The organism is Shewanella sp. SACH (assembly GCF_001887095.2).
GTDB lineage: Bacteria > Pseudomonadota > Gammaproteobacteria > Enterobacterales > Shewanellaceae > Shewanella > Shewanella baltica.
On record NZ_MPDG02000001.1, the window covers coordinates 1,522,600 to 1,547,282 of the forward strand.

General features: G+C 47.1%; 18 protein-coding genes. 10 read left to right on the forward strand and 8 right to left on the reverse strand.

Annotation, left to right across the window (positions count from 1 at the left end):
- Nucleotides 1–2,708: transcription-repair coupling factor (gene mfd / locus BM607_RS06620; protein WP_249269562.1), on the forward strand; the 2,708-nt coding region annotated here is incomplete at its 5' end.
- Nucleotides 2,708–3,709 carry a peptidoglycan binding protein CsiV gene (locus BM607_RS06625; protein ID WP_071939407.1) on the forward strand — a complete coding sequence of 334 codons (1,002 nt, stop codon included), beginning with the start codon at nucleotides 2,708–2,710 and terminating at the stop codon, nucleotides 3,707–3,709. The genes mfd and BM607_RS06625, both read left to right, overlap by 1 nt.
- Nucleotides 3,710–3,832: 123 nt before the next feature.
- On the opposite strand, the gene BM607_RS06630 is transcribed toward BM607_RS06625, so the two are convergent.
- Nucleotides 3,833–4,108: an acylphosphatase gene (locus BM607_RS06630; RefSeq protein ID WP_011846955.1), complete on the reverse strand. Its 276-nt coding sequence runs from the start codon at nucleotides 4,106–4,108 to the stop codon at nucleotides 3,833–3,835.
- A 407-nt stretch (nucleotides 4,109–4,515) separates the two neighbouring features.
- Between BM607_RS06630 and BM607_RS21985 the strand changes: the two genes are divergently transcribed.
- Nucleotides 4,516–4,845 carry a hypothetical protein gene (locus BM607_RS21985; protein ID WP_071939406.1) on the forward strand — a complete coding sequence of 110 codons (330 nt, stop codon included), beginning with the start codon at nucleotides 4,516–4,518 and terminating at the stop codon, nucleotides 4,843–4,845.
- A 4-nt stretch (nucleotides 4,846–4,849) separates the two neighbouring features.
- On the opposite strand, the gene BM607_RS06640 is transcribed toward BM607_RS21985, so the two are convergent.
- Nucleotides 4,850–6,550, reverse strand: coding sequence for a toxin-antitoxin system YwqK family antitoxin (locus BM607_RS06640; RefSeq protein ID WP_071939405.1), 1,701 nt, complete (start codon nucleotides 6,548–6,550; stop codon nucleotides 4,850–4,852).
- Between the two features lie 10 nt (nucleotides 6,551–6,560).
- Nucleotides 6,561–8,804 carry a hypothetical protein gene (locus BM607_RS06645; protein WP_087486484.1) on the reverse strand — a complete coding sequence of 748 codons (2,244 nt, stop codon included), beginning with the start codon at nucleotides 8,802–8,804 and terminating at the stop codon, nucleotides 6,561–6,563.
- Nucleotides 8,805–9,808: 1,004 nt separating this feature from the next.
- Here BM607_RS06645 and BM607_RS06655 point away from each other — a divergent pair.
- From BM607_RS06655 to BM607_RS06665, 3 genes are all read left to right on the forward strand, one after another.
- On the forward strand, nucleotides 9,809–10,186 hold the full coding sequence (locus BM607_RS06655; RefSeq protein WP_071939404.1) for a TipAS antibiotic-recognition domain-containing protein: 378 nt from the start codon (nucleotides 9,809–9,811) through the stop codon (nucleotides 10,184–10,186).
- 41 nt (nucleotides 10,187–10,227) lie between these two features.
- Nucleotides 10,228–11,271 carry a hypothetical protein gene (locus BM607_RS06660; RefSeq protein ID WP_071939403.1) on the forward strand — a complete coding sequence of 348 codons (1,044 nt, stop codon included), beginning with the start codon at nucleotides 10,228–10,230 and terminating at the stop codon, nucleotides 11,269–11,271.
- Nucleotides 11,272–11,398: 127 nt separating this feature from the next.
- The gene (locus tag BM607_RS06665) at nucleotides 11,399–12,424 is read left to right on the forward strand and encodes a transposase (RefSeq protein ID WP_071939402.1); all 1,026 of its coding nucleotides are present in this window, start codon (nucleotides 11,399–11,401) and stop codon (nucleotides 12,422–12,424) included.
- A 571-nt stretch (nucleotides 12,425–12,995) separates the two neighbouring features.
- Here BM607_RS06665 and ycfP read toward each other — a convergent pair.
- Entirely contained in the window at nucleotides 12,996–13,535 is a 540-nt protein-coding gene (gene ycfP, locus BM607_RS06670; protein ID WP_071939401.1) for an alpha/beta hydrolase YcfP, read from the reverse strand.
- 79 nt (nucleotides 13,536–13,614) lie between these two features.
- Nucleotides 13,615–14,643: a beta-N-acetylhexosaminidase gene (nagZ, locus tag BM607_RS06675; protein WP_071939400.1), complete on the reverse strand. Its 1,029-nt coding sequence runs from the start codon at nucleotides 14,641–14,643 to the stop codon at nucleotides 13,615–13,617.
- A 385-nt stretch (nucleotides 14,644–15,028) separates the two neighbouring features.
- Between nagZ and BM607_RS06680 the strand changes: the two genes are divergently transcribed.
- Nucleotides 15,029–16,405, forward strand: coding sequence for an L-serine ammonia-lyase (locus BM607_RS06680; RefSeq protein ID WP_006086305.1), 1,377 nt, complete (start codon nucleotides 15,029–15,031; stop codon nucleotides 16,403–16,405).
- Nucleotides 16,406–16,516: 111 nt separating this feature from the next.
- On the opposite strand, the gene fghA is transcribed toward BM607_RS06680, so the two are convergent.
- Nucleotides 16,517–17,359, reverse strand: coding sequence for an S-formylglutathione hydrolase (gene fghA, locus BM607_RS06685; protein WP_071939399.1), 843 nt, complete (start codon nucleotides 17,357–17,359; stop codon nucleotides 16,517–16,519).
- Between the two features lie 162 nt (nucleotides 17,360–17,521).
- Nucleotides 17,522–18,661 carry an S-(hydroxymethyl)glutathione dehydrogenase/class III alcohol dehydrogenase gene (locus BM607_RS06690; RefSeq protein ID WP_006081880.1) on the reverse strand — a complete coding sequence of 380 codons (1,140 nt, stop codon included), beginning with the start codon at nucleotides 18,659–18,661 and terminating at the stop codon, nucleotides 17,522–17,524.
- A gap of 242 nt (nucleotides 18,662–18,903) precedes the next feature.
- Here BM607_RS06690 and BM607_RS06695 point away from each other — a divergent pair, with 242 nt between their 5' ends.
- On the forward strand, nucleotides 18,904–19,782 hold the full coding sequence (locus BM607_RS06695; RefSeq protein ID WP_012587517.1) for a LysR family transcriptional regulator: 879 nt from the start codon (nucleotides 18,904–18,906) through the stop codon (nucleotides 19,780–19,782).
- A 78-nt stretch (nucleotides 19,783–19,860) separates the two neighbouring features.
- On the opposite strand, the gene BM607_RS06700 is transcribed toward BM607_RS06695, so the two are convergent.
- Nucleotides 19,861–21,150 carry an FAD-binding oxidoreductase gene (locus BM607_RS06700; protein ID WP_071939398.1) on the reverse strand — a complete coding sequence of 430 codons (1,290 nt, stop codon included), beginning with the start codon at nucleotides 21,148–21,150 and terminating at the stop codon, nucleotides 19,861–19,863.
- A gap of 476 nt (nucleotides 21,151–21,626) precedes the next feature.
- Between BM607_RS06700 and BM607_RS06705 the strand changes: the two genes are divergently transcribed.
- The gene (locus tag BM607_RS06705; protein WP_071939397.1) at nucleotides 21,627–22,274 is read left to right on the forward strand and encodes a DUF938 domain-containing protein; all 648 of its coding nucleotides are present in this window, start codon (nucleotides 21,627–21,629) and stop codon (nucleotides 22,272–22,274) included.
- A gap of 389 nt (nucleotides 22,275–22,663) precedes the next feature.
- Nucleotides 22,664–24,652, forward strand: coding sequence for a TonB-dependent receptor (locus BM607_RS06715; RefSeq protein ID WP_071939396.1), 1,989 nt, complete (start codon nucleotides 22,664–22,666; stop codon nucleotides 24,650–24,652).
- Nucleotides 24,653–24,683 lie beyond the last annotated feature (31 nt).

Here is a 24,683-nt window from a genome sequence, read left to right on the forward strand (position 1 = left end):
CGGGGATTGAAAACTACCTGCCGCTGTTTTTTGATGACACCGCCACCCTATTCGATTACTTGCCCAAGGACACTCAACTCGTCACCTTAGGGGATATCGAAAAGTCAGCGCGCGCGCATCTGCAAGAAGTCGAACATCGCTATCAAGACAGGCGCGTCGATCCACTGCGGCCGCTACTGGCGCCTAAAGAGCTGTATTTACTCATCGAAGAGTTATTTGCCGCCTTTAAACCGCTGCCACGTTACCAGATGCAAATGCCGACGGATGGCACTGAAGCGACGAAAGCGGTCATGATTGCCGCCAGCACCCTGCCCGACATCAGCGCCAACCATAAATTAAAGCAACCGCTGTTAGCGCTGCAAGATTATGCCAGCAGCGCCAAGCGCATGTTGTTTAGCGCTGAGTCCGAAGGTCGCCGCGAAGCGCTGCTTGAATTGCTCGCTAAAATTCAGTTAAGACCTGCGCTGTTTAACCATTTTGATGAATTTATTCAAAGTGATGCCAAGTTAGGCCTTATCGTGTCGCCGCTATCTCGCGGTTGTTTACTGCAGATCAGCGCCAAAGATGGCATCAGTATCATTTGTGAGACTGAACTCTTCGGCCATCGTATTTCCCAGCAACGTCGCCGTGAAAAACAGCGTCAGATCAGTAACGATGCCCTGATTAAAAACTTGGCCGAACTCAAAGTCGGTCAACCCATTGTGCATTTAGAACACGGTGTTGCCCTCTACAAAGGCTTAGTCACCCTAGATACAGGCGGACTGGTCGCCGAATACCTGCAACTGGAATACGCCGGCGGCGATAAACTGTATGTGCCAGTGTCTTCATTGCACCTTATCAGCCGCTACAGTGTTGGCGCCGATGAAGACGCCCACTTAAATAAACTCGGCAACGAGACCTGGGCAAAAGCCAAGAAAAAAGCCATTGAAAAAATCCGCGATGTTGCGGCCGAGCTGCTTGATGTCTATGCCCGTCGCCAATCCCGTCCCGGCGAAAGCTGTGAGATTGACGAAGAAGAATACGCCCAATTCGCTCGCGGTTTCCCCTTCGAGGAAACCGTCGATCAAGAAAGCGCCATCATCGCCGTATTAGCCGATATGCAATCGCCAACCGCAATGGACAGATTAGTCTGTGGCGATGTGGGCTTTGGTAAAACCGAAGTCGCCATGCGCGCCGCCTTTGTGGCCGTCAACGCCGGTAAACAAGTGGTCGTGCTGGTCCCGACCACACTGCTTGCCCAGCAACACTATGAAAACTTTAAAGACAGATTTGCCGACTGGCCCGTGGTCACCGAAGTGATGTCACGCTTTCGCACCGCCAAAGAGCAGACTCAAGTGCTGCAGCAATTGGAAGAAGGCAAAGTCGATATCGTTATCGGTACTCACAAGTTATTGCAATCTGAGGCCAAGTTTGAAAACTTAGGCCTGCTGATCATCGACGAAGAACACAGATTCGGTGTGCGTCAGAAAGAGAAAATCAAGGCACTGCGTGCCAACGTGGATATCCTAACTCTGACCGCAACGCCTATTCCACGGACCTTAAATATGGCCATGTCGGGCATGCGCGATTTATCGATTATCGCCACCCCGCCCGCCAAACGTTTAGCGGTAAAAACCTTTGTGCGGGAATCCGATCCTGCAACCGTTCGCGAGGCCATTTTGCGGGAAATTCTCCGTGGCGGCCAAGTGTATTACCTGCACAATAATGTTGAAAGTATTGAAAAATGTGCCCAAGGCATTATCGATTTACTGCCAGAAGCACGGGTAGTCGTCGCCCACGGTCAAATGCGTGAACGCGACCTTGAGCGGGTGATGTCTGACTTTTATCACCAAAGATTCAACGTGTTAGTCTGTACCACTATTATCGAAACCGGTATCGACGTTCCGAGTGCCAACACCATTATTATCGAGCGCGCCGATACCTTTGGTCTCGCGCAGTTACACCAATTACGCGGCCGCGTCGGACGCTCGCACCATCAGGCCTATGCCTATTTGATGACGCCGCATCCTAAACGTATGACCCCAGATGCGCGTAAGCGTTTAGAAGCCATTGATGCCCTTGAGGATCTCGGTGCAGGCTTTATGCTGGCGACGCAAGATTTGGAGATCCGCGGCGCAGGTGAACTCTTAGGTGATGAGCAGAGCGGCCATATTTCAAAAATTGGTTTTAGCTTATACATGGAAATGCTCGAAGCGGCAGTCAAAGCCTTAAAACAAGGCAAAGAGCCATCGCTGGCGCAAATGCTGAATCAACAATGTGAAATTGAACTGCGTATCCCCGCCCTACTGCCTGAGGCCTATGTGAGCGATGTGAATATTCGTCTATCCCTCTATAAACGCATTGCTGGTTGCGAAACCGAAGCGGCGCTGGATGAACTAAAAGTCGAATTGATCGACCGTTTTGGCCTATTACCCGAACCGACGCGCAACTTAATGGAAATGACCCTCTATAAACATGAGGCGACTCGCTTAGGGGCGACTAAAATAGAAGTGCACAGTAAAGGTGGCAGCATAGAATTTAGTCATGATCACGTCATCGATCCTATGTTTATTATTGGATTACTCCAAAGCCAGCCACAAATCTATCGAATGGAAGGACCGAATAAGTTAAAGTTCAGCCTTGCGGCCGAAACCAGCAAAGACAGGCTCGCTTTAGTGAAACTCTTGCTCGAACAATTATCGCAACATCGTCTTGGAGATAATAAATAGTGTTACGTAAACTCGCGGTCTCTATCGCTACCCTCATTGCACTATCGCACAGTCAGGTCGTCCAAGCTGAAGCTTGGTTCGAAGTTGAAGTCTATGTATTTGAACGCCAAAGTCAGTCAACTGAGCAATGGCCAGATACGCCGATCAAGACAAAAACCGATAAAGCGATAGACTTGATCTCTCCAGCGGTTGCACAAGTCGTTACCCCAATGGCGAGTGAGTCGGCGCCTTGTACCTTAGTATTTGATGCCGATGCCAATAGCCACTGCGCTGAAAGCTTAAACGGTGAGCCAACGTCTGAGCCTATAGCCGCCGCGCCGACCAGTGTCGAATTTCGCTATCCGCCAGTGATCCCATCAGAAATCAGCAGCGCAACGACCAGCTATGCCAGCGCCAATGGTGGCCCAGTGTTATTAGCACGCAGCCAAAGCCAGTTCGCGAGCATTATCAATAGCATCTCCCGTGAACGCGGCACGCGCAGTTTATTGCACATGGCGTGGCAACAACCGATGCGCGGCAAAAGTGGTTCTGTGCCTATTCGTTTATTTGCGGGTAAAGATTTCTCAGATACCTATCATTTTGATGGCAGAAAAATCGTTACGCCAACTCAAACAGAACCTATGATCAATGCCGATGGCACGCCTATGCTTGCGCCTGTGGTCTCGCCGGTTTGGGAATTAGATGGCACGTTAAATATCTACTTGAGCCACTATTTGTATATTGAAACTGCACTGACTATGCACAAAGAAGGCAGAAAGCTATTACCAGCAATGCCAAGCGATGCCGCCGATACCAGCGCAACACTTACGGCACCTAAAGTCATGACACCGTTTTTAATGTCGGTGCCTTTGGAGCAAAACCGCCGGGTGAAGAGTGAGGAAATCCATTATTTAGATCACCCCGAAATGGGCATGGTGATCCAAATTCGTAAGATGGCACAACCTAGTGCACAGCAAAAAAGTCAGAATGCCGAATCGATACAAACGGTTGGGCAATACTGAGTCAGCAAGTAAACAACAAAAGACTTGAGTCGTACTCTAAAATGAATGACTTAGACTGCACTGTTGTTTGAGACTGCACTTTTAGCTTAAGACTGTACTGCTGTTTAAGACTGTACTTTTAACTTAAGACTGTACTATGGAGAAGTCGAGGTAGATATCATCGGCTTCGTCTTCTCCCACAGTGACAGTTAATCCCTCGGTACAAGGCACGCCCACTTCGCACCAAGCAATCAAGTTATTCACCGCAATATCACTGCCTTGGGCTAATACTTCGACACTGCCATCACGGCAATTGGTGACATAGCCTGTCACGCCCAATGCTCTGGCCTTAGTCAAGGTCGCATGCCGACAACCCACACCTTGCACTTTACCCGTTAAACTTATCAATACACGCTTCATCTCACGCCCCTTTTGCATTGCACACAAGCCTGTTATTGGATTAAGCATAGCCGCAATTATCCGAAGGCTAAGTGTTAACCTATGGATCTATAGAGCAAAAAACAAACGATATTTTATTTTAGGCAAAAAAAAACAGCTAACAAGACTGCAGTTAGCTGTGTCGGGCGACATACGCAAAGGGATATCCAATAAATGGACAAATACAACAGCAACTCTGTAGCATTTTGTTACAAAATAGCAAGGCTGGCTACTTTACACAATAAATAATTATTTTCAAGAGTTTGAAAAGTAAAACTATCCCTCCCCAGCGAATATAATGCTTTTAGCTGAAAATCGGCTCCTACCTCTGCCTGCATTGTTCATTTAACAAAACACCGCAGTGAAAGTTGCAGAAGTATGAGAACTCGTTGACGTTCAACGCTGGGATTGTGTTTGTTCAGGCCAGCTCGCAATTGCGAAACGTGGGTTTAGGAAGTAAGGGAGAAGTGAGGGTTGTAGAATTGAAGTGTCGCTATGCCACGCTAATAACGGGTGCTGTGTATGGCGAAGCGTTACAGCAAGACAAGCAAGACAAGCAAGACAAGCAAGACAAGCAAGACAAGCAAGACAAGCAAGACAAGCAAGACAAGCAAGACAAGCAAAAATATGCCAGCTACACATTCAAAAGACAAAAGCAAAAAACCGGCAGAGCCTGCCGGTTTTTTACTTTATTGCGCGATAAGTTGATTACGCGATAACCTGCTACTCGCTGATCATCTGACCATTTTGATAGCGATACTCGGATGAGGGTTCGCCATTAAAGTAATACACCGACCTGCCGTGCAGTTGATTATCAAGATACTCATCACTTTGCAGCAGGCTGGCATCTTCGTTAAAACTATAGCCTTTGCCCTGCAATTGACCTTTATCATCATATTGCGTCTGCCCTAATAAATGGCCGTTGGCGGAAAAGGCTTGCCAGTGACCCACTTCGTGTCCTGCTTTATAGTGACCATGCCAGAGCTTAACCATGCTGTAGCTGCTTTCATCTTGCAGCAGCCACTGCCCTTCGCGCTGACCGTTAACATACTGACCTTGGGCTTGCAGTTGTTTATCAAAGCCACGGAGTAAATATGCGCCATGTAACTTAGCGTTTTTATAAAACTCTCGGCGCATTATCGTGCCATCGGCTGCGATTTCTGTTTGTTCGCCACTCAGCTGACCTTGTTGGTTAAACTGCTCATTGCGCGTCGTGTCACGGGTTTGCGTGACCCACTTGCCGACTTTTAAACCTAAGTGGTATTGGCCGCTGACAAAACTGCCGTCCTCTACATTATCTTCCCGATAGGCACCGTGCATTTGACCTTTGCTATAGCTCGCACGTTGGACAGCGCCATTCCAGCCAATCCCAATATACAAGCCATCGTATTGCCCCTTGAGTTGTTCATCACGTTCAAGCAGCTCACCTGCAGAGTCGAAGCGCTGACGTAAACTCCAGTTTTTCGCAGTATCACGCTGATATTGATGGGTTAACTTTCCAGTAGCATCGAAGCGCTGTTCAGTGCTGATCCGGCCTTTGGCCAGATATTGAGTATCGGTTTGGGTGGCGACATTACCAACATCATCATAGGTAATATTTTGTATTTCGCGGCCATCATTATCGTACTCTTGCTGCATGGCTAACAGCCCTGGCCCTTTAAAACGCTGCTGTAAACCTACCTGCTTGCCATACTGATAATGTTTGATCTCTTGCAGAATATCTGCAGCCTGATAAATCAACACTTCTCCATGCATTTTTCCATTCAGGTAAACTTCTTTAGTGTATAACCAGCCCTCTTTAGCCCAAAACAGTCGTTCACCTTGGTATTTTCCCGCCACCATATTCACGCTTTGTTCTGGCTTACCATTGTCATAGAAGCTCTCATATCGCCCTTCCATACCGTTCGCACCATAGTTTGCGCGCGATGCCAGCTGGCCGTTGGCATGATAACTTTCTGCCGACCCCAACTGTGCATCATTCACTCGGTGTTCATAGCGCTGCAGTTGACCATTTTGATAGTAGCTTTTCTGCTCGCCGTTCAACTGACCATTCTGGTAACGGTACTCTCCCGACTGTGTGCCATCTTCCCTGTAATGCAGATGCGTGCCCTGATAGTTGCCATTCGCATCGCTACTGCCCTTGCGAGACAATTGACCGTCGGGGTAGAAAAACTCGAAATCGCCAACGATAACATTCCCCACTAAATCCGGCCCGTTCAAGCTGCCGTAAAAAAACGGTTCATCCGTTTCCAGATAAAATAGCTGTACTGGCCACTCGCCATCTTGCTCTGTCGGCGCTTGCTCCAGATAATAAATGGCTTCGCCCGGTACATCGCTAAGCCGCCATTCTTGGTCGAGTAAAATTCGCTCAGCTGACAAATTAAACGACATAAGTAGCGCAGATAATAGTAATAAGACTCGCATATTCTGCTCCTTAAGGTAACGCTGGGAATGCATTAACCCACTGTTTATTCACCGGTTCGCCGCTTATCGTCAGCTGTTCTATCTGTGCCGCGCGCCCCGCCAGCACAAACCAGCGTTGCTCACGTAATACTTGCTGCAACGGACGTTGATAAAAATCAGTACTGTCACCTTGCATAGCAGGCGCAAGGGGTAAATTCTGCGCATTTAGAAAACGATAGCGCCGCATAAATTCGGCCACGGTTTGAGTGGTATCCAAATCTGGCAGCTGACTGACATCAATCAACCAACTTTGCTCGGGATGATATGCGAGTGCTTGCCATTGAGGCGTTCCAGTACAGGCCAAGGTGCTGCTGACATTGATGTCGTAAAAATTGCGGCGGATCCCATCGGCGCTACTCAGTTGGTACAGCACAAACTTATCCAGCCCAGCACCAAAACCCGTGTTGTTGCTTGCGCTGGTGTTTGTCCATTGCAGTGTGTGCCCGTTGACCTTAGGGGCATCGACCACACTAAGGGTGCACACCGCTGCCTGCTCAGACGTTAACAGCATACTGACGCCGTATTTGGCGACGATTTGCGGCTCAAGTAAGGCGGGATCGACGGTTGTGCTAGGTTGCGGCTGATTATCATAGGACGCATACATATCATCGCTATAAAGCAGTTGCTGCTGCGCCGGCGGATAAGCCATATTTTGCGCGTAATCTAGGGTCGGAATAAAACGAATATTCTTAGTCAGTTCGCCGCTGTCAGTCGCAGTATTCACATAGAGTGTCAGTGTCGACGGCGCGGCGGCAAAGGTAAACTGTGTAATCGTTTCATATTGCGCCGATGAAGTCAGCGCCAGCATATTTTGCTCTGCCGACGTTAACCAATCCGGTCCAGTGGCTGGCGGTGAAAGATAGTGCACCATAGCGCCTTCGGCACCGTCATAGCGCCTGTATAACCACGTTTTGTCAGCGCCGCCTCGCGATTTCAGCAGATAACTGAATGGCTTGTCGGTGATTGGCGAGAGTTCCAGCTGTAAATCTTCATACTGCAAGCTCACAGTTTTGCAGGGATCAGGTGTCAAGTTAAGTTTGACCAGTTTCGCACCATGATAATGGGCAGTCGCGCGAAACTCAGCAACCTGAGCTAAGAGGTCATTTGGTGCATTCCAGCCAATAAGCAGATTTTGCTGCACAGATTGATGGAAACCATCCTGTTCTGGATAACTGTAACTGCCCACCTTGCTTAGTTGTAGTGGCAGCACAGTGCCATCCGCGCTGTATGCCGTGATATCGGTTAAGCTAAATCCGCCTTCGGGTTTAAAACCTGAAAAGTCATGATGATAGGTTAGATTTAATAGATCATCTTGCTGGTAAAAGTAACCCGCATCATAGGCAAACACAGCATCAAGGCCTAAGGTCTTATTGATGTCATCCAGCACAAAGTCAGGCTGTTTTTGATACTCAAAGGCTGGGAAATCATAATCAAAACCTAAACGCTGTGTTAAATCACCCAACTGGCGCTGCTGCGGCAACATAATAACGTTGCTGCGCACTGTGCCCTTATAGCCGTAGCGCTCAAACGGCGCTTCTGCCACTAAAGCTAACTGCGCTAACCAACCCCGCTCACGTTCTAACATCAGCTGACCGTATATTTTGGCTTGCTCGCCGTCACTTTCAACTTTGGCTAATACATGCGTATCAGTGACTTGCAATACAGTAAGTTTGGCATTGGCGTGGCCTTGATAGGTAGGAAGCGCGACGACCGCCCCTGCTTTGGCGGGTATGGTGCTAAGGAAGGCCGATGAGCTAAAGAGTTTTTTCAGTTCCTGCTCAAGCTCTGCGCCGCGTTCAGCCAGCAGCGCCTGCCATACCGGTTTGTTCAATGCACTGAATTCTTTAACGCTGCCATCGTCTAGATTTAACGTAAATTCAAATCCCTGCGAGAAAATAGCGTGCATTTCGGGATTACGATCGGCCCGCTGGCCACTACTGACGCCGCTCCCTTGACCATCGCGCATGTTCATATAATCGACATGCACTTGAAACCGACTGTTTTTGCCTGTTTCGAGGACCTTATAACGCAGCAATTGATGTGAGCTGGTGTTAACCGTTTCGGTACGCTGACCATTGTCTACAGTGATGTTGGTGGTGCTATACAACTGATACGAGCGCTCTTCCCCTTTCTCAGGTGTGAACTCAACATCAGCATCCCCAAAAGAACAGGCCGATAATAAACAGCATGCAACTACGCTAACCAAGTACTTCATGGTTATTCCTTGTATCTCAAATAGTAAGCGCCGCATTATGCCCTTTCGTGCCTAGTAAATAAAATGCTTTGGCTATTTATGCCAGTTCAGCACAACACCTTAATGCGCGACTAAAGCATCCTTTTTAGATAGTCACAGGTACAGCAATGCCAATCTTAGGCAAATTCTTAATGACGAATTCCGGCATCAAGAACTGATGCAAACAGCGAACTGTGCGGCATTAATTGTCATTGTTTCCCAGTGACTCGCCGATTTTTTATTTAATAAGAAGTATCCCTATAGGCTCGACAGCGCCCCCCATCATGTCAACTATCACTGTAGCTGCAATGTCAATCCTAACTATCACTTTCGCAGTTCGTTTAGCTAAAAAGCTATTGCCCCAAAGCAAGATAACGTTGTCGTCAATAGTGCAGCATGAATTGTCATTGTTTCCCCAGTGACTCGCCGTAAATATATCCCTATAGGCTCGACGGCGGCATCCAAGCCGCCAACGGTCACTGTTGCAACAATGCCAATCTTAACTAACACTCCTGCTGTTCGTTTAGCTAAAAAGCTATTGCCTTAAAGCTTGCTAGCAGTCGTTTGTTCTTTTGGGCGTTTACAAATGAGTTGCCCTACAAAATCTCATCTATTAGCCCTCATTTTTAGCGCTTCGTCATAACAGTCCAAATCAGGATAGGTATACAGTCATATCTGAAAACGTTCGTTTTTGAGGGCGTTGAGAACAATATCCGTGCGCGATATCTCAATATGCATAATTTAAAGTCATTTAAAATCAGCAAGGTATAAGCCGCAATGGTTAGATAATAGGTTTGGAAAACGCGCATGCGCATTTTTCCAGATGGTGTATTTGATAAAAAGCTGATAAGTTCTTTGCATACAGATAGTTAACTGTGCGCGTTTTCACTGATCTAATGAGGTAAACGCGCATGCGCACTAATAATATGTTATGTGATTCGGATAGTTTGTCGCAAATAAATATATAATTATTGGAATATCAATAAATGAATAAATTGAGTAAAGAATATTTAGCTGAATGTAAAAATGCTCTTAATATCGAGCAAACTCACAGCTTATCAACAACAGATAACTGGGCGCATGTTAATAGAGAACTTGTGCATCAAGACTGGGATATTCTGTATAAAAAATTAGCAGAGTACGTTGATGAGATTGCCGTTGATAATGAAAGTGTTCAAACATTAATGAAAGAACACTTTGAAATAGCTTGTCGTTTCTATACTCCATCCAAAGAAGCATATATAGGCATGGGAATATTTTATAAAGAAAATGACGATATGAAAAAATTTCACAATTCGTATCACCCAGAAATGGTTAATTATTTAGGTGATGCAATTGTCCATTACGCAGGTAGTCATTTATAAAATCACATAACAAGCTGCTTAAACGGTAAGTGCAATCAGCCATGATTTATGAAAAAACTTTGAAAAAGATTTGTCGCTTACCTAAAGTCACAGAGGAGCTGATTCATTCGATTTTTCTCAAGCAAGAAAGTTGTACGGTTCAAGTCGTCTCTAAGAACATAGGTAAGCCCGGATTTGAGATAACTACCAATGAGGGAACCTGCTTTGTAACTGAGAGGACTATTGATTATTACAACAAAAATTTGGGTCGAGTCACTGGACTTCAACAAAGAATGCTTGGCCTAGCTATACCTGTACCTCTTTATATAGGTGAAGGGACAATTTCCGAAGAAATCCATGAGATAAACCAATCTAAAGCCCCGCTAGACGACTCTGATCAGTGGTTACACAGTAATTTTTCTATAGAGGTGGCATTAACCTATTTTCAGCGTTACTTTGCCTTGAGTAATAGTTTCAAAGAATATAAAACAATAATCTTTGAAGCTATCGAAGCGTATTACATGGGAATGGATCATGTGGCAATAATGTCGCTTATTCCAGTATTTGAAGCCGGATTAAGAAAAATTCAGAATTCTGTGCTGGGAATGAGCGATCAAAATGTCAGCTCTAAAGAATTTGAAAGAGGTTTAAAAGAGCTTTGCCTTGACTGGGGGCGGCGAAGAACGCAAGAGTATATTTGGTATCCTGGGAAATCATATAATGCTGATGTGGAAATTGATTTTTTAACTCACATTTGCCCTCAATCTGATGTGATAAATGCATTTAGACTGTTCTTTTCTAACGTCCTATACAAAAACAGCAAGGAGGGAATTGTAGGGTTAAATAGGCATGTCATAGTTCACATGCTAAAAAATGACTTTAGTAATCCTGCAAATTTTTCACGCATATTCTTGGCAATGACGCACATAACCTTTATAGAAAGTCTAAGCAATCAGGATGTACCTTTCTTTTGGCCTGGGTACAATGACGATAGTCAGGTAAAAGCATTAAGTGTTTATATAAGGCAATTGTCCAAAAGCGTTGGTGAGCCTCGAAGAAAACTATTAAATAGAGCTGGCATTAGCAGCTATGGTAATTGCGTTTAACAAAGCCAAGCACAGTGACAGGCTTTCCGTTGCAAAATAATAGAGAGGACAGCCATATCTTTTTGTGTTTTTTAGCTTCTTTGACTAGGCTTTACATTATCTTGCTTTTGTCGTTTTGGAGTGTCTTATGACCTCAGCCAGAAGACAGTTAATTGATGCTAATGCGACACCTTTCTATCATGTAATAAATCGCTGTGTTAGAAGGGCTTTTTTGTGTGGTGAGGATAAACTCACGGGCCGCAGTTATGAGCATCGTCGCGGCTGGATTGTTGATAAAATCAAGGCATTATCTGCGATTTTCTGCATTGATATTTGCGCCTATGCGGTGATGAGTAATCACTATCATTTAGTACTTAAAATTGATGTCGACAAGGCGAAATCGCTAACGCAAAAAGATATTATTAGTCGCTGGTGTCAAATCACTAAAGGCCATGCTGTCGCCACTAAGTATATGAATGGCGATGCTTTAATCGACGGTGAAGTGATGTTACTTGATGCATTACTCGCCGAGTGGCATGAGCGACTGAGCAGTATCTCTTGGTTTATGCGCTGTTTAAATGAAGAAATTGCCCGTAAGGCCAATCGTGAAGATGAGTGTAAAGGCGCTTTTTGGGAAGGCCGTTTTAAGTCACAAGCGTTGTTAGATGAGCAAGCACTGCTGGCGTGCATGATGTATGTCGATTTAAATCCTATTCGAGCAGGGATTGCCGACTCCGTGCAATCCTCTGATTTTACATCGATTCAGGAGCGCGTGAATGCACTTAATCCTCATATCAACGCGCCCCAACTGGCCAAAACTACCGCAGATAACCTACAGCCAATCCTATCTAAAGCCCTCGCAAAATTTGATGGTTCAACACTTTTGAGCCATCAAACAGGTATTCCGTTTCATTTTGCCGATTATCTTGAGTTAATAGATTGGACGGGACGAGCTATGCGCCTTGATAAAAAAGGCTATATCGATAATCAACGGCCAAAACTGCTCAATGAATTAGGCATTTCGCCCGATGCGTGGCTCACTTCAGCCAAAGAGTTTCGCCGTCAATATAGCGGCATAAGTGGTCGATGGGATAGCATGTGCGAGTTTAAAAAGCTGCACAACAGCGGCAAATGGTGTAAAGGTAAAGCCTCAAGCCAAGCATTACATCCTTAAGCGCATCATGGCCGACGATTCTGCGCTTAGAATTGTTTTTTATCCGAAATGAAGATAATTTCGCGCAAAACATAGCACGTTTTTGTCCAATAAGAGTGGTGCCTAATAATCGTTAAGATTAGATCTAGTCTTTAAAACCTAGAGGTTACGCATGCGCTCGAAAGGCGAGCCATGGTGATTAGCGAGACGACCGTCCGCCCCATGGACGGGGCGGTCGAGCATCCACGGACGGACTGGCTGCGTGTCGGTGAGTCAATGCCATGGCAGGCCTGTGCAAGTGGATAAAAGCCAACACTAAACCCCTAAAAAATAAGACTAAAACCATAACTAAAATTGCAGTTCCCCATGCTACACTCTCAAACACATTTCAGTCCAAAATCAACACAGTCGATTTTATAATCTAGAGCCCTCAATATGCCCTACTGAAATATATACCCATAGTCACATTCACAATGTGCGCGGTTTGAAGTATAAAAAGCCAAAACTATAAGGTGGAATAGCCGATGAGATAAATCCACTCCCCCTCTTAAATATAAAAAGAGGAGTGATAGTTTTATTCAATCGATATCAATCAAGCCAACTTAAAGGCTTTTATTTTGGGGAGATGGGCAGCGAGTTGGGGGAATTTGTGGGGTTGAACGTCATCCCAATCAATCGAATAATAGGGACTTAATTCACTGGCGAGTTGCTGATTATCGAACATCCCATCATTCACTGAGAATATGCACATGGCCTTGTGGGTATTCTTTTCACGGAATTGCGACACACACTTATTGGCGATATCTGCATATTCTTCTGGGCGGTCAATCTTGCCCTGCATATTCTCTTCTGGGTGCAAATTAGGGTTAATCAGCACAGATTTAAGACCATTTAAAAATCCAATCCGCTCGGCCCAATAAGCGCCGAGTCCCACGCCGACCATTAACGGCGCCGGATCGTCGCTATGCTTCATTTGCTTAGCGACTTCCTTGAGCAAGTGTTGCATGTCGTGCTTAGGGTGCAAGGTGCTGTAACTGACCAAACGTATGTCAGGGTCGATAAATTGCAGCTGACGCATTTTTTCGTGATTACCTGGGCTAGTCGCGTCAAATCCATGAAGATAGAAAATCATATCAAGGCCTTTTAATCATTTTTGATTACAGTGAATTAACTAACCCTAGCAAAAGAGTGATCTCACACCTTGCGCTACATCAAACTTTCGCCTGTTGGGCCAAACAAATTTGCTCCGCAAGCTGTTTCGCGTTTTCCCAACGGGCGGTATTATCGAGCGCTGCGGCCGTTTGTGCGGCATTGGGTTTAAGTAAACTCGCAGGATACTGCGGCGCGCTCGCTGGCCAAGTAAAGCCATCCAGCAGCGACATCACGCCCGCATTGTCATTACACACTAAAATCATGTCGCAGCCGGCGGCTAAGGCGGCGCTGGCCCTTGCACGGTAATCGCCCGCAAATCCAGCGCCTTGCATGCCGAGATCGTCGGAGAAAATCACCCCGTTAAAGCCAAGCTCTTTGCGCAGCACTTGTTTTAGCCAGTATTCGGAGAAGCCCGCAGAGTTCGGGTCGACTTTAGGATAAACCACGTGCGCGGGCATCACGCCTAATAACTTTTCTTTTGCGATCAAGTCTTTAAACGGCAGGATATCCTTAGCAAAAATCGCCTCTGCATCGCGCTCATCAATGGGTTTCTCGTAGTGCGAATCCGCCACCACACTACCGTGTCCGGGAAAATGTTTACCTACGGCGCCCATGCCTGCGGCGCCCATGCCCGCAATAAAGCTTTCGGCCAGTGTAATCACCTCGGCAGGCTCTGGGCTAAAGCTGCGTTTACCAATCACTTGACTCACACCGTTTAAGTCCAATACGGGCGCGAAACTTAAGTCGATATCGCAGGCCAGTAGTTCAATCGCCATCAAGAAACCGAGCTCACAGGCCCAGCGTTTGGCTAACGCTATATCACCTTTTGCCGCAGGTAGAATGTCGCCCATGGCGGGAATAACGGTAAAGCCATCGCGGAAGCGTTGTACTCGACCGCCCTCATGATCGACGGCAATTAATAGTTCAGGGCGGATTTGACGTATCTGTTGTACCAGACGGATCAACTGATCACGGCTTGAAAAATTGCGGGAAAATAGAATTAAACCACCCACCTGTGGATGGCGTAGCATCTCAGATTCTGCCTCACTGACGTCCAACGACAGTAGGTCCAACATTAAATAGCTCATACTTCTCCCTAAAAAATTTCATTAATACTCAAAAAATAACCACTTAAGCCATAAGTAGTCCGCGCTCACAAAAATGCTCAAAAAAGCGAACCATCTGCTCTTGTAGCGCTTTTAAAGCCTGTATTCTTGGCCATAAAATGGTCAGCAAAAAAGTCCCAATTAAGTTCAGCTTATCCGAACTATATCGAATTAAAAAAACTAATGTGAATTGTCACACTAATCTATGGGATACTGAGGTTAGAGTATCACACAAGCAGATTTCGCATGAAAGAGCGCCGCCATTGACCAGAGTTCACGTTGAAGATTAGCGTGCTTCAATCTGCAGAGCGAGCAATCCCATGCACTCAGACTAAAATAATAAACAAGACACAACAGGACTTCTATCATGATTAGCGTATTTGACATGTTCAAGATCGGCATAGGTCCATCGAGTTCACATACTGTCGGCCCAATGAAAGCGGGCAAAATTTTTATGCAAAACCTGACTGACTCAGGACTCGTGACCCAGATTGATGAATTAAGAGCCGAGCTCTTTGGCTCCCTAGGCCAAACAGGCAAAGGCCACGGCACGGGCAAAGCAGTGATTTTAGGCTTAATGGGTGAAGATCCAGAAACCGTAGACACTGACAGTATCGACGGCATTTTAGAGCACGTCTCCAAGGACGAAACCTTAACCCTGCACTGTGGCAAAGTGGTTAAATTTACCCGCGAGCAAGGCATTACCTACCATAGACGCAAAACCTTGCCAGCACACGCCAACGCCATGACCTTATACGCTTATTGTAAAGATGAGTGTATTTTCGAGCGCACTTATTATTCTGTCGGCGGCGGCTTTATCTTAGATGAAGACGAAATCAGCCAACGTAACGCATCACCTGCATCACCAATCGAAGCGGCCCCTTTTGATTTTGGTAGCGCAGCACAGTTATTAGAATTGTGTGGCGAACAAGGTCTGAGCATTTCTTCTTTGATGATGGCGAACGAACTGAGTTTAGCCACAGAAGATGAAGTCAAAGCCAAACTGTGGAACATTTGGCAGACGATGAAAACCTGTATCGAACGCGGTTATCAAAAAGAAGGCATTTTACCTGGTGGCTTAAAACTGCGTCGCCGCGCCCCTGCCCTGTACCGTCGTTTGAAAGCCGAAGGTCGTAACAACGTCGACCCATTAACGGCGATGGATTGGGTTGATTTATTCGCCCTGTCAGTAAACGAGCAAAATGCGGCCGGCGCTCGCGTCGTAACAGCGCCTACTAACGGCGCTGCGGGAATTATCCCTGCAGTATTATGCTATTACGATACCTTCGTACAAGAAGTGGATATCGATGTCTGCGCCCGTTACCTGTTAACTGCCGCCGCGATTGGTATTTTGTACAAGAAGAATGCCTCAATTTCTGGCGCCGAAGTGGGTTGCCAAGGTGAAGTTGGCGTAGCCTGTTCTATGGCCGCTGGCGCACTGACTGAAATCATGGGCGGCACGATTGAGCACGTTGAAAACGCAGCTGAAATCGGCATGGAACATAACTTAGGCTTAACCTGCGATCCTGTGGGCGGCCTAGTGCAAGTGCCTTGTATCGAACGTAATGCCATGGGCGCGATCAAAGCGATCAACGCCTCTCGTATGGCCCTACGCGGTGACGGTCACCATAAGGTTTCACTGGATAAAGTGATCAAAACCATGATGGATACCGGCAGAGATATGCGCAGCAAATACAAAGAAACCGCCAAAGGCGGCCTAGCGGTCAACATTGTTGAGTGCTGAGTGTTAGTTCACTCCCACTAACCACTTAAACTGCATTATAAAAAATGCCGCGACTCACTGAGTTGCGGCATTTTTGTTTTAGCTCATCGGCGTGACTGCTGAATCGACGATTCAGGGCTTAAAGTACAAACTATGGAACTTAAGGTGTTCTTCAATAAAGCTCGCGATAAAGTAGTAGCTGTGATCGTACCCCGCTTGCATCCGCACATCTAAGGGATAACCCTTAGCATTGGCAATGTCCACCAGCGATTGTGGCATCAATTGACTGTCTAAAAAGCTATCGGCTTCACCTTGATCAATCATGACTGGCACTTCGGCAATGGCGAGCTTGAGCAACTCACAGGCATCGTACTGGCGCCAGTGTTCACGATTCTCACCTAAATACTCACTGAAGGCTTTAATGCCCCAAGGCGCATTACTTGGATTCGAAATCGGACTAAAGGCCGAAATAGAGCTGTATCTGTGCGGATTACTCAGGCCAATCACCAAAGCACCATGGCCGCCCATCGAATGGCCAGAGATGGCGCGTTGGGTAGTCACCGGAAAATGGGCTTCAATCAACGCGGGCAGCTCGTGGACGATGTAATCGTACATTTTGTAATGACGATTCCACGGTGCTTTGGTCGCATTGAGGTAGAACCCAGCGCCTAAGCCTAAATCGTAGGCTTTATCCGCCGCATCGGGCACATCGTCACCGCGAGGACTGGTATCAGGGGCAACAATCGCCATCCCAAGTTCAGCCGCCATGCGCTGCGCGCCCGCCTTCTGCATAAAGTTTTCATCGGTACAGGTTAGACCTGAGAGCCAATACAGCACAGGCACAGGTTTATTCACCGCTTCAGGTGGCAGATAAATCGCAAAGCGCATCTCGCAGTTTAACGACTGAGATTGATGGCGATACTGCTTATGCCAACCGCCGAAACTCTTGTTACAACTGATATTTTCTATGGTCATACAAGTCCTTTTAAGCTCAATCTTTTAGCGCTTGTCTTAGCGTTAGTCATGTCATTTGTCTTAGCGTTTGTCATCTGCTCAGTGCAACACAGCAGACAGATTGTCACCTGTCTGCCGGTTTGTCACATCAAAGTGAAGCATCAACTTAGCGTACAAAATCGCTTATTTATCAAAATGGATCACACTACGGATGCTCTTACCTTCGTGCATCAACTCGAACGCTTCATTGATTTGCTCAAGCCCCATAGTGTGAGTGATAAAGTCATCGAGCTTAAACTCACCCGCCATGTAACGCTCAACAATGTGTGGCAGTTCAGAACGCCCTTTCACGCCGCCAAAGGCAGAACCGCGCCATACTCGGCCAGTAACTAATTGGAATGGACGGGTTGAAATCTCTTGCCCTGCACCGGCAACACCTATGATCACCGACTCGCCCCAACCCTTATGACAACACTCTAAAGCGCTGCGCATCACGTTGACGTTGCCGATACACTCAAATGAGTAATCTACCCCGCCGTCGGTCATCTCAACGATCACCTCTTGGATGGGCTTATCGAGTAATTTAGGGTTGATGCAATCGGTCGCGCCGAGTTTTTTGGCTAACTCGAACTTAGATTCGTTGATATCAATGGCGATAATGCGGCTGGCTTTTGCCATCGTCGCACCAATGATCGCCGATAAACCGATACCGCCGAGGCCGAAAATCGCTACGGTCGCGCCTTCTTCCACTTTGGCCGTATTCATCACAGCGCCCATGCCTGTAGTCACGCCACAACCTAACAGACAAATTTCTTCTAATGGTGCGCTCTTATTGACTTTCGCCAATGAGATTTCAGGCAGCACAGTATATTCAGAGAAGGTCGAGCAGCCCATGTAATGGAAAATAGGTTTGCCATCGAGATAAAAACGCGTGGTGCCATCGGGCATTAAGCCTTTACCTTGGGTCGCGCGAATTTTTTGGCACAGGTTAGTTTTGCCCGATAGGCAGAACTTACACTCGCCGCACTCGGGAGTATAAAGTGGGATCACATGATCGCCCACTTGCACGCTGGTCACGCCCTCGCCCACTTGCTCAACGATACCGCCGCCTTCGTGGCCTAGAATCGCCGGGAATACCCCTTCAGGATCGTCACCGCTCAGGGTAAACGCGTCCGTGTGACACACGCCTGTGGCCACAATGCGCACTAAGACTTCGCCCGCTTTAGGTAACATCACATCCACTTCTTCAATCTTCAGTGGTTGTCCTGGTCCCCAAGCAACAGCGGCCTTTGATTTAATAAACTGCGGTTTTTCGTTCGACATTGTTACCGTCCCTTGATAGGTAATAGGAGAAAATTATTGTTGTAATCGATTCTACTTAAGCTAAAGCATCTTGGTTCAAGCATACAGACTCAGAATAAGGGCTCAGCATTCGGGCTCTGCATACGCTGATGCCGATTGCACTGATGCTACTGCACTGATGTTACTACATAGGAAGATTGTATTTGTTTCTCAGCGAGAGACAATCTAGTATTCAAGCAATTCATTTTTACTGAGTAACAACAATGTATCTCTGGGATGGCATTTCTGAGTTTGTCGCAGTGGCTGAGGCTGAAAGTTTTACCTTAGCGGCGCAGCGACTAAATATCTCCACCGCCCACGTGAGCCGCCAAGTGAGCGCCTTGGAGAATCGCCTCGGCACTAAGCTGTTTTACCGCACCACCCGCAAAGTATCGTTAACCGAAGAAGGCACCATTTATTATCGTCATTGCCGCCAATTACAAACCGGGTTAGAAGAAGCCGAGCGCGCCATCTCAAACCTAAAGGACTCACCTCAAGGCTTAGTCAAGCTCACGGCGCCCGTGGCCTATGGCGAGAAATTTATCATGCCGTTACTCAATGATTTTATGGTGCAATATCCCAGCGTTGAATTTAGCGTCGACTTGACCAATCGCACCTTAGACTTGATTGAAGGTGGTTACGATCTGGCCATTCGCCTCGGCAAACTCGCCGACTCGAGTTTAATGGCCAAACCCTTAAGCAGCCGTACTCACTATGTGGCCGCCTCACCGAGTTATGTGGAAAAATACGGCCAGCCCCATACGCTATCAGAGCTTAACCAGCACAATTGCTTGATTGGTAATCACAATTACTGGCGCTTTGTGGAGAATGGTCGCGAACGCAATATCAAAGTGCGCGGCAATCTCAATTGTAACAGCGGCTACGCATTAAGGGATGCGGCGCTAAAGGGAATTGGTATAGTACAACTACCTGATTATTATATTGAAGATGATATAAATGCAGGACGTTTACTGTCCTTACTCGACGGTCACCGCGAAGCCAAAGAAGGCATTTGGGCACTCTATCCGCAAAACCGCCACCTGTCGGCCAAGATCCGCGTATTAGTCGATTACCTCGCCGAAAAACTCATCGAACAGGACTAATCTTTTTCTGAACAGCCGGTTATTGAGCGGATTACTCAGTTCGAACAAACGAAGCGATAACAGACAAGACGCCGCAAACTAGCGCCAGTTTTCCCGTAAAGTGTAATACAACATGCCTAACGCCAGCGCTTGATTGCCGAACCATTCATTTAACGGAATACGGATATGGCGCATGCCGGCAAACAAATCAAATTCACGTAATTGTCCATCCATCGCATTGGCCATGATCTCAGCCATAATGTGTGATGTCGCCACCCCATGCCCAGAATATCCTTGGCAATAGAATACATTAGGCGATACTTTGCCGAGCTGCGGGATACGGTTAATCACAATTCCTGCCATTCCCGCCCAGGCAAATTCGATATCAACGCCCTTTAATTGTGGAAACGTACGCTCAATTGCAGGCCGTAATTCCGCCGCCACATTTTTAGGATCGCGGCCGCTGTAGTTAGTGCCACCACCGAACATCAACCGTTTATCTGCAGTCAGGCGATAGTAATCCAGCACAAAGCGACAATCGTACACGGCTAAATCCTGCGGATTGATTTGCGAAGCGATCTCATCAGGCAAAATTGCAGTAGCACAATTGCCTAAGGACGCTGGAAATAACATGCCGCGCAGTTGAGGACGCGCGAGTTTATGGTAGGCATTCCCCGCGATCAGCACGCTATTGGCGCGCACTTTTCCCTTGGCGGTGACAACGGTAGCAAGATCGCCTTCTTCAATATCGAGCACGGGCGAGTTTTCAAAGATCAACGCCCCAAGACCTGCTGCGGCGCGGGCTTCACCAAGGCATAAATTGACTGAGTGCAAATGCATGTTGCGCCGATTAACTAAGCCGCCGTGATACAAGGGCGAGCCTAAATAGGCGGGCATTTCATCGGCGGAGACCAAGGTCATAAACTCCCCCATGCCGCGACGCTGCGCTTCATCATGCATCTCCCTAAGCTCGTGCATGTGATTTGGCTGGTAAGCGGTTTGGATATGACCAAATTTTAAATCACAGTCTATGCTGTACTTGGCCACCCGATTTTTAATAATGTCATGGCCGCGCCAACGTAAATTCCACACATAATCTTCAGCTTCATTGCCAATCTGACGACGCAGCTGTTTTGTCATCGCCGCATCGCCAGACAAACTGCCCGTCACCTGCCCGCCGTTGCGTCCGGTTGCGCCCCACGCAATTTTATTAGCCTCAATAAGTGCCACCTTGTAGCCCTTCTCGGATAATTCCAGCGCCGTTGCTACACCGGTAAACCCGCCACCGACAATCGCCACATCGACGCGAATGTCGCCTTCAAGCTCAGGATAATCCGACTCTTGGTTAATGGTGGCATTGTAGTAGGAGGCGCAACGCTCTGCTGGCATAGTCATTCCTTGATGTTGAAAGTTAAGTGTTGAAAGTTAAATATTAAAAGTTGAGTGTTGAACGTTAAGTACTGAAAGCTGTGTGCTGATAATGAGTGTTGAGTCTTAGTCTATGAGCGCGAGTGTTAACACGTTATCCGCCGACGGTTGTTTTATATTTTTTACACGCGTTCAGAATTTGAGAGTATATCTGAGTTGAGATCGAGGTCAATAGTGGATTGAGTTAACCGCTTGCTGGACATAACAAAGGGAGTTGGGCTGGTTTCTGCTTGACGAGCCTGAAATCGAAAAGCTTGATATGAAAGTATCTGAAATGGCGGCCCTGTGATTATGGAGCCAGAGATTAAGAACATGAGCTTAGGCGCCGAATATTAAGGCGCGGCTCATTTTATCTTTTAAGTCTTATGCTTTTTGCTGGTTTAAGATAGGCTGGTGCGGCGTCATCCTCTTTTTATCTCAGCAACCTAGAGTCCATTATGCAACGATTGCCAATTGCCCAGCCACTTAGCCAACTGCCGTTTTCACAAGCGTGCGAAAACAATAAAGCGCCGATTTTAGCCGTATTAACGCAGGCCTTCTCACTCAACCAACATGTACTCGAAATCGGCAGTGGCACAGGCCAACATGCGGTGTATTTTGCAGCAAGTCTTCCCCATTTAATCTGGCAAACCAGCGATCAAGCTGAATATATTGAGATCATTAGCGCAAGGTGTATGCATGAAGGCAAGCTACCCAATGCAGCGGCAAACCTACGCTTACCACTTACCCTTGATGTTACCGCGCCATGGCTGGTGGAGGGATTAACACCTGATATTGATAGCGTATTTACTGCGAACACTTTGCATATTATGAGCAAAAATATGGTTGAAGCATTTTTTACTGGCCTTGGTCTGTATCTCCCCCAACTCAAGACCCTGTGCATTTACGGCCCCTTTAACTACCAAGGCGAATTTAGCAGTGACAGCAATCGTCAATTCGATGCCTTTTTAAAACAGCGCGATCCCGCCAGCGGCATTCGCGATATCGAATGGATTTGCAGTTTAGCCAGCGAGCAAGGCTTAACACTCGAACAAGATGTCGCTATGCCCGCCAATAATCGTCTGCTGCATTTTGTTAGAGGCTAGCATTTTGTTAGGGGCTAGTTTCTTGTTAAAGGCTCATTTTTTGTTAAAAGCTAGCTTTGGTTTAGTCCGTTTTGACCTCGGCGGTTCTGTGTCCATAGCTCAGCACTCGAGTGGCTTTCCACTCTTCATCCTGTTTGCGCCGTACAATGGCAAAGTCGGCTAAGCCATCACAATTACCCATTGCAAAACTGCAAAACGGTGAACACCAAAGATCAAATAAAAGTGTCAGTTTCGTGGTGAATGCTGCTAACCACAACCGAGATACCCACCACCATACTGTTACTAAAGAGTAAAATTTACATAGTCTTTACACAAAAGCGGGATCTGCACTCTTGATGCACTATTTAAGAATAATTATCATTCGCCGAAATTATCCAAGGAAGAATGATATGTCCCGCTTAATCCGCCGTACTCGCAAAACAAGTCATACATCCGGTGCAGCCCTGTCTCCTAAACTGAGCCTGCTATCGCGCGCCATTGGCTTAAGCCTGTTGTTACCCGCTGCATGGGCAACTGCCGCAGCTCCCCAAGATGCCACGCCAGAAATGGAACGTATGGTGATCACAGCTACGCAAACTCAGCATTCGGAACTGTCGGCGCCCGCTTCTGTGTCTGTGATTAATCGCAGCGAACTTGAAGCGCTAGTCATAGACGATCTGGCCAGTGCAGTGCGTTATTTACAGGGCGTGAATATCAGTGAAGGCACGCCCTATGGTCGCAATGAAATTAGCCTGCGCGGACTGGATTCTGACTACACGCTGATCTTAATCAACGGTCGCCGAGTCAACTCCCGCGAAGCACTAACCTCCGGTTATGGCAACGATTTTGACTTATCATCCATTCCCATGTCTGCCATTGAACGTATCGAAGTCGTGCGCGGGCCCATGTCATCCCTCTATGGCTCCGAAGCTTTAGGTGGCGTGGTTAACGTGATTTTGCGCCAACCCACTGACGACTGGCAGACCAGTGTCGGCGTACAATACGATACGCCCACCAGCGGCAAAGGCGGCAACAGCACTAAGTACAACTTCTACACCAGCGGCGCGCTGATCAAAGATAAATTACTGGCAAACTTAATCGTCGACAGCAATCAACGCGATGCCTGGCGCTCAGATTTAAAACCCACAATCGATGCGTTAGAAGACAGAGATGAAATCAGCGCCCTCGCTAACCTGCAATGGTTGATTGATAGCCAGCAAGATCTGCAATTTGATTTAAGTTACGCCAACGACGAACGCGAGTCGGATTGGAATAACTACGGCACTATCCTCACCAATAACCAGCAAGCCGAGCGGATAAGCTCAGGTTTAACCCACAATGGCCACTGGAATTGGGGCGATACTCGCCTGCGCTATTACTATGAAAATGTTGAGGTGACTGACGACTCGGCGCTGATCGCCGAGATTGGGCATATCACCCAAACTAACCACAATCTCGACGGCCAAACCACAGTACTACTTGGGGATCACATGTTAACCAGCGGCGCGGAATACCGTTGGACTCAGCTTGAAAACAGCCGCAATATTTTGGGTGATGGCACCTTAGACGACAGCCAGTCGGCCTTGTATCTGCAAGATGAATTTAGCTTAGGCGAACTCAATATCACCTTAGGGGGGCGCGTCGATCACCACGATGTGTACGGCACCGAATTTAGCCCACGCGTGTATTTGGTGTATAACTTAAGCTCTGAATGGGTGATCAAAGGTGGCGGTGGCAAGGCATTTAAAGCGCCGAATATGTCGCAATCCCAAGCCGATTATATTATCCCCGCTTGTCGCGGCGCCTGCACCGTTGCGGGGAATCCCGATCTACAGCCCGAAACCTCAGTGAACTACGAGTTATCGACCCAATATCAAACCACGGATTTTGGTGGCTCAATCACCTACTTCCACAACGATGTGGAAAATAAAATCATCACAGAAACCTGGGATAGAACGCCCGGCGCAGTGTTGACTTATCAAAACGTGAACGAAGCCAAGATCACCGGCTGGGAACTACAGGCTTGGTACGATGTAACCGACACAGTCAGCTTTAGCGGTAATTACAGTAAAACCGATGCCGAAGATAAGCAAAATGGCGCGCCTTTTACCCTAACGCCGGATGACAGCTACAACCTGAAACTGCAATGGCAGGCATTGGATGGCTTATCCACCTTTATCGCCTACCACTACACTGGCGATCAGTATTTGCGCACCAATGTAAAATCAGAAGGTTATGGTTCACTCGACCTAGGCGCGAATTACCAAATTAATCCTATGTTCAGAGTCAAACTCGGCGTCACTAACCTAACGGATGCTGAGCGCGACCAAGTGGCTACCAATCTTGATTACATTCAAAAGAGCCGAAGTATTTATGCGGGCGTGACGGCAAGTTTCTAATTAGCAATCTGCCACACACATGGATTTCTTT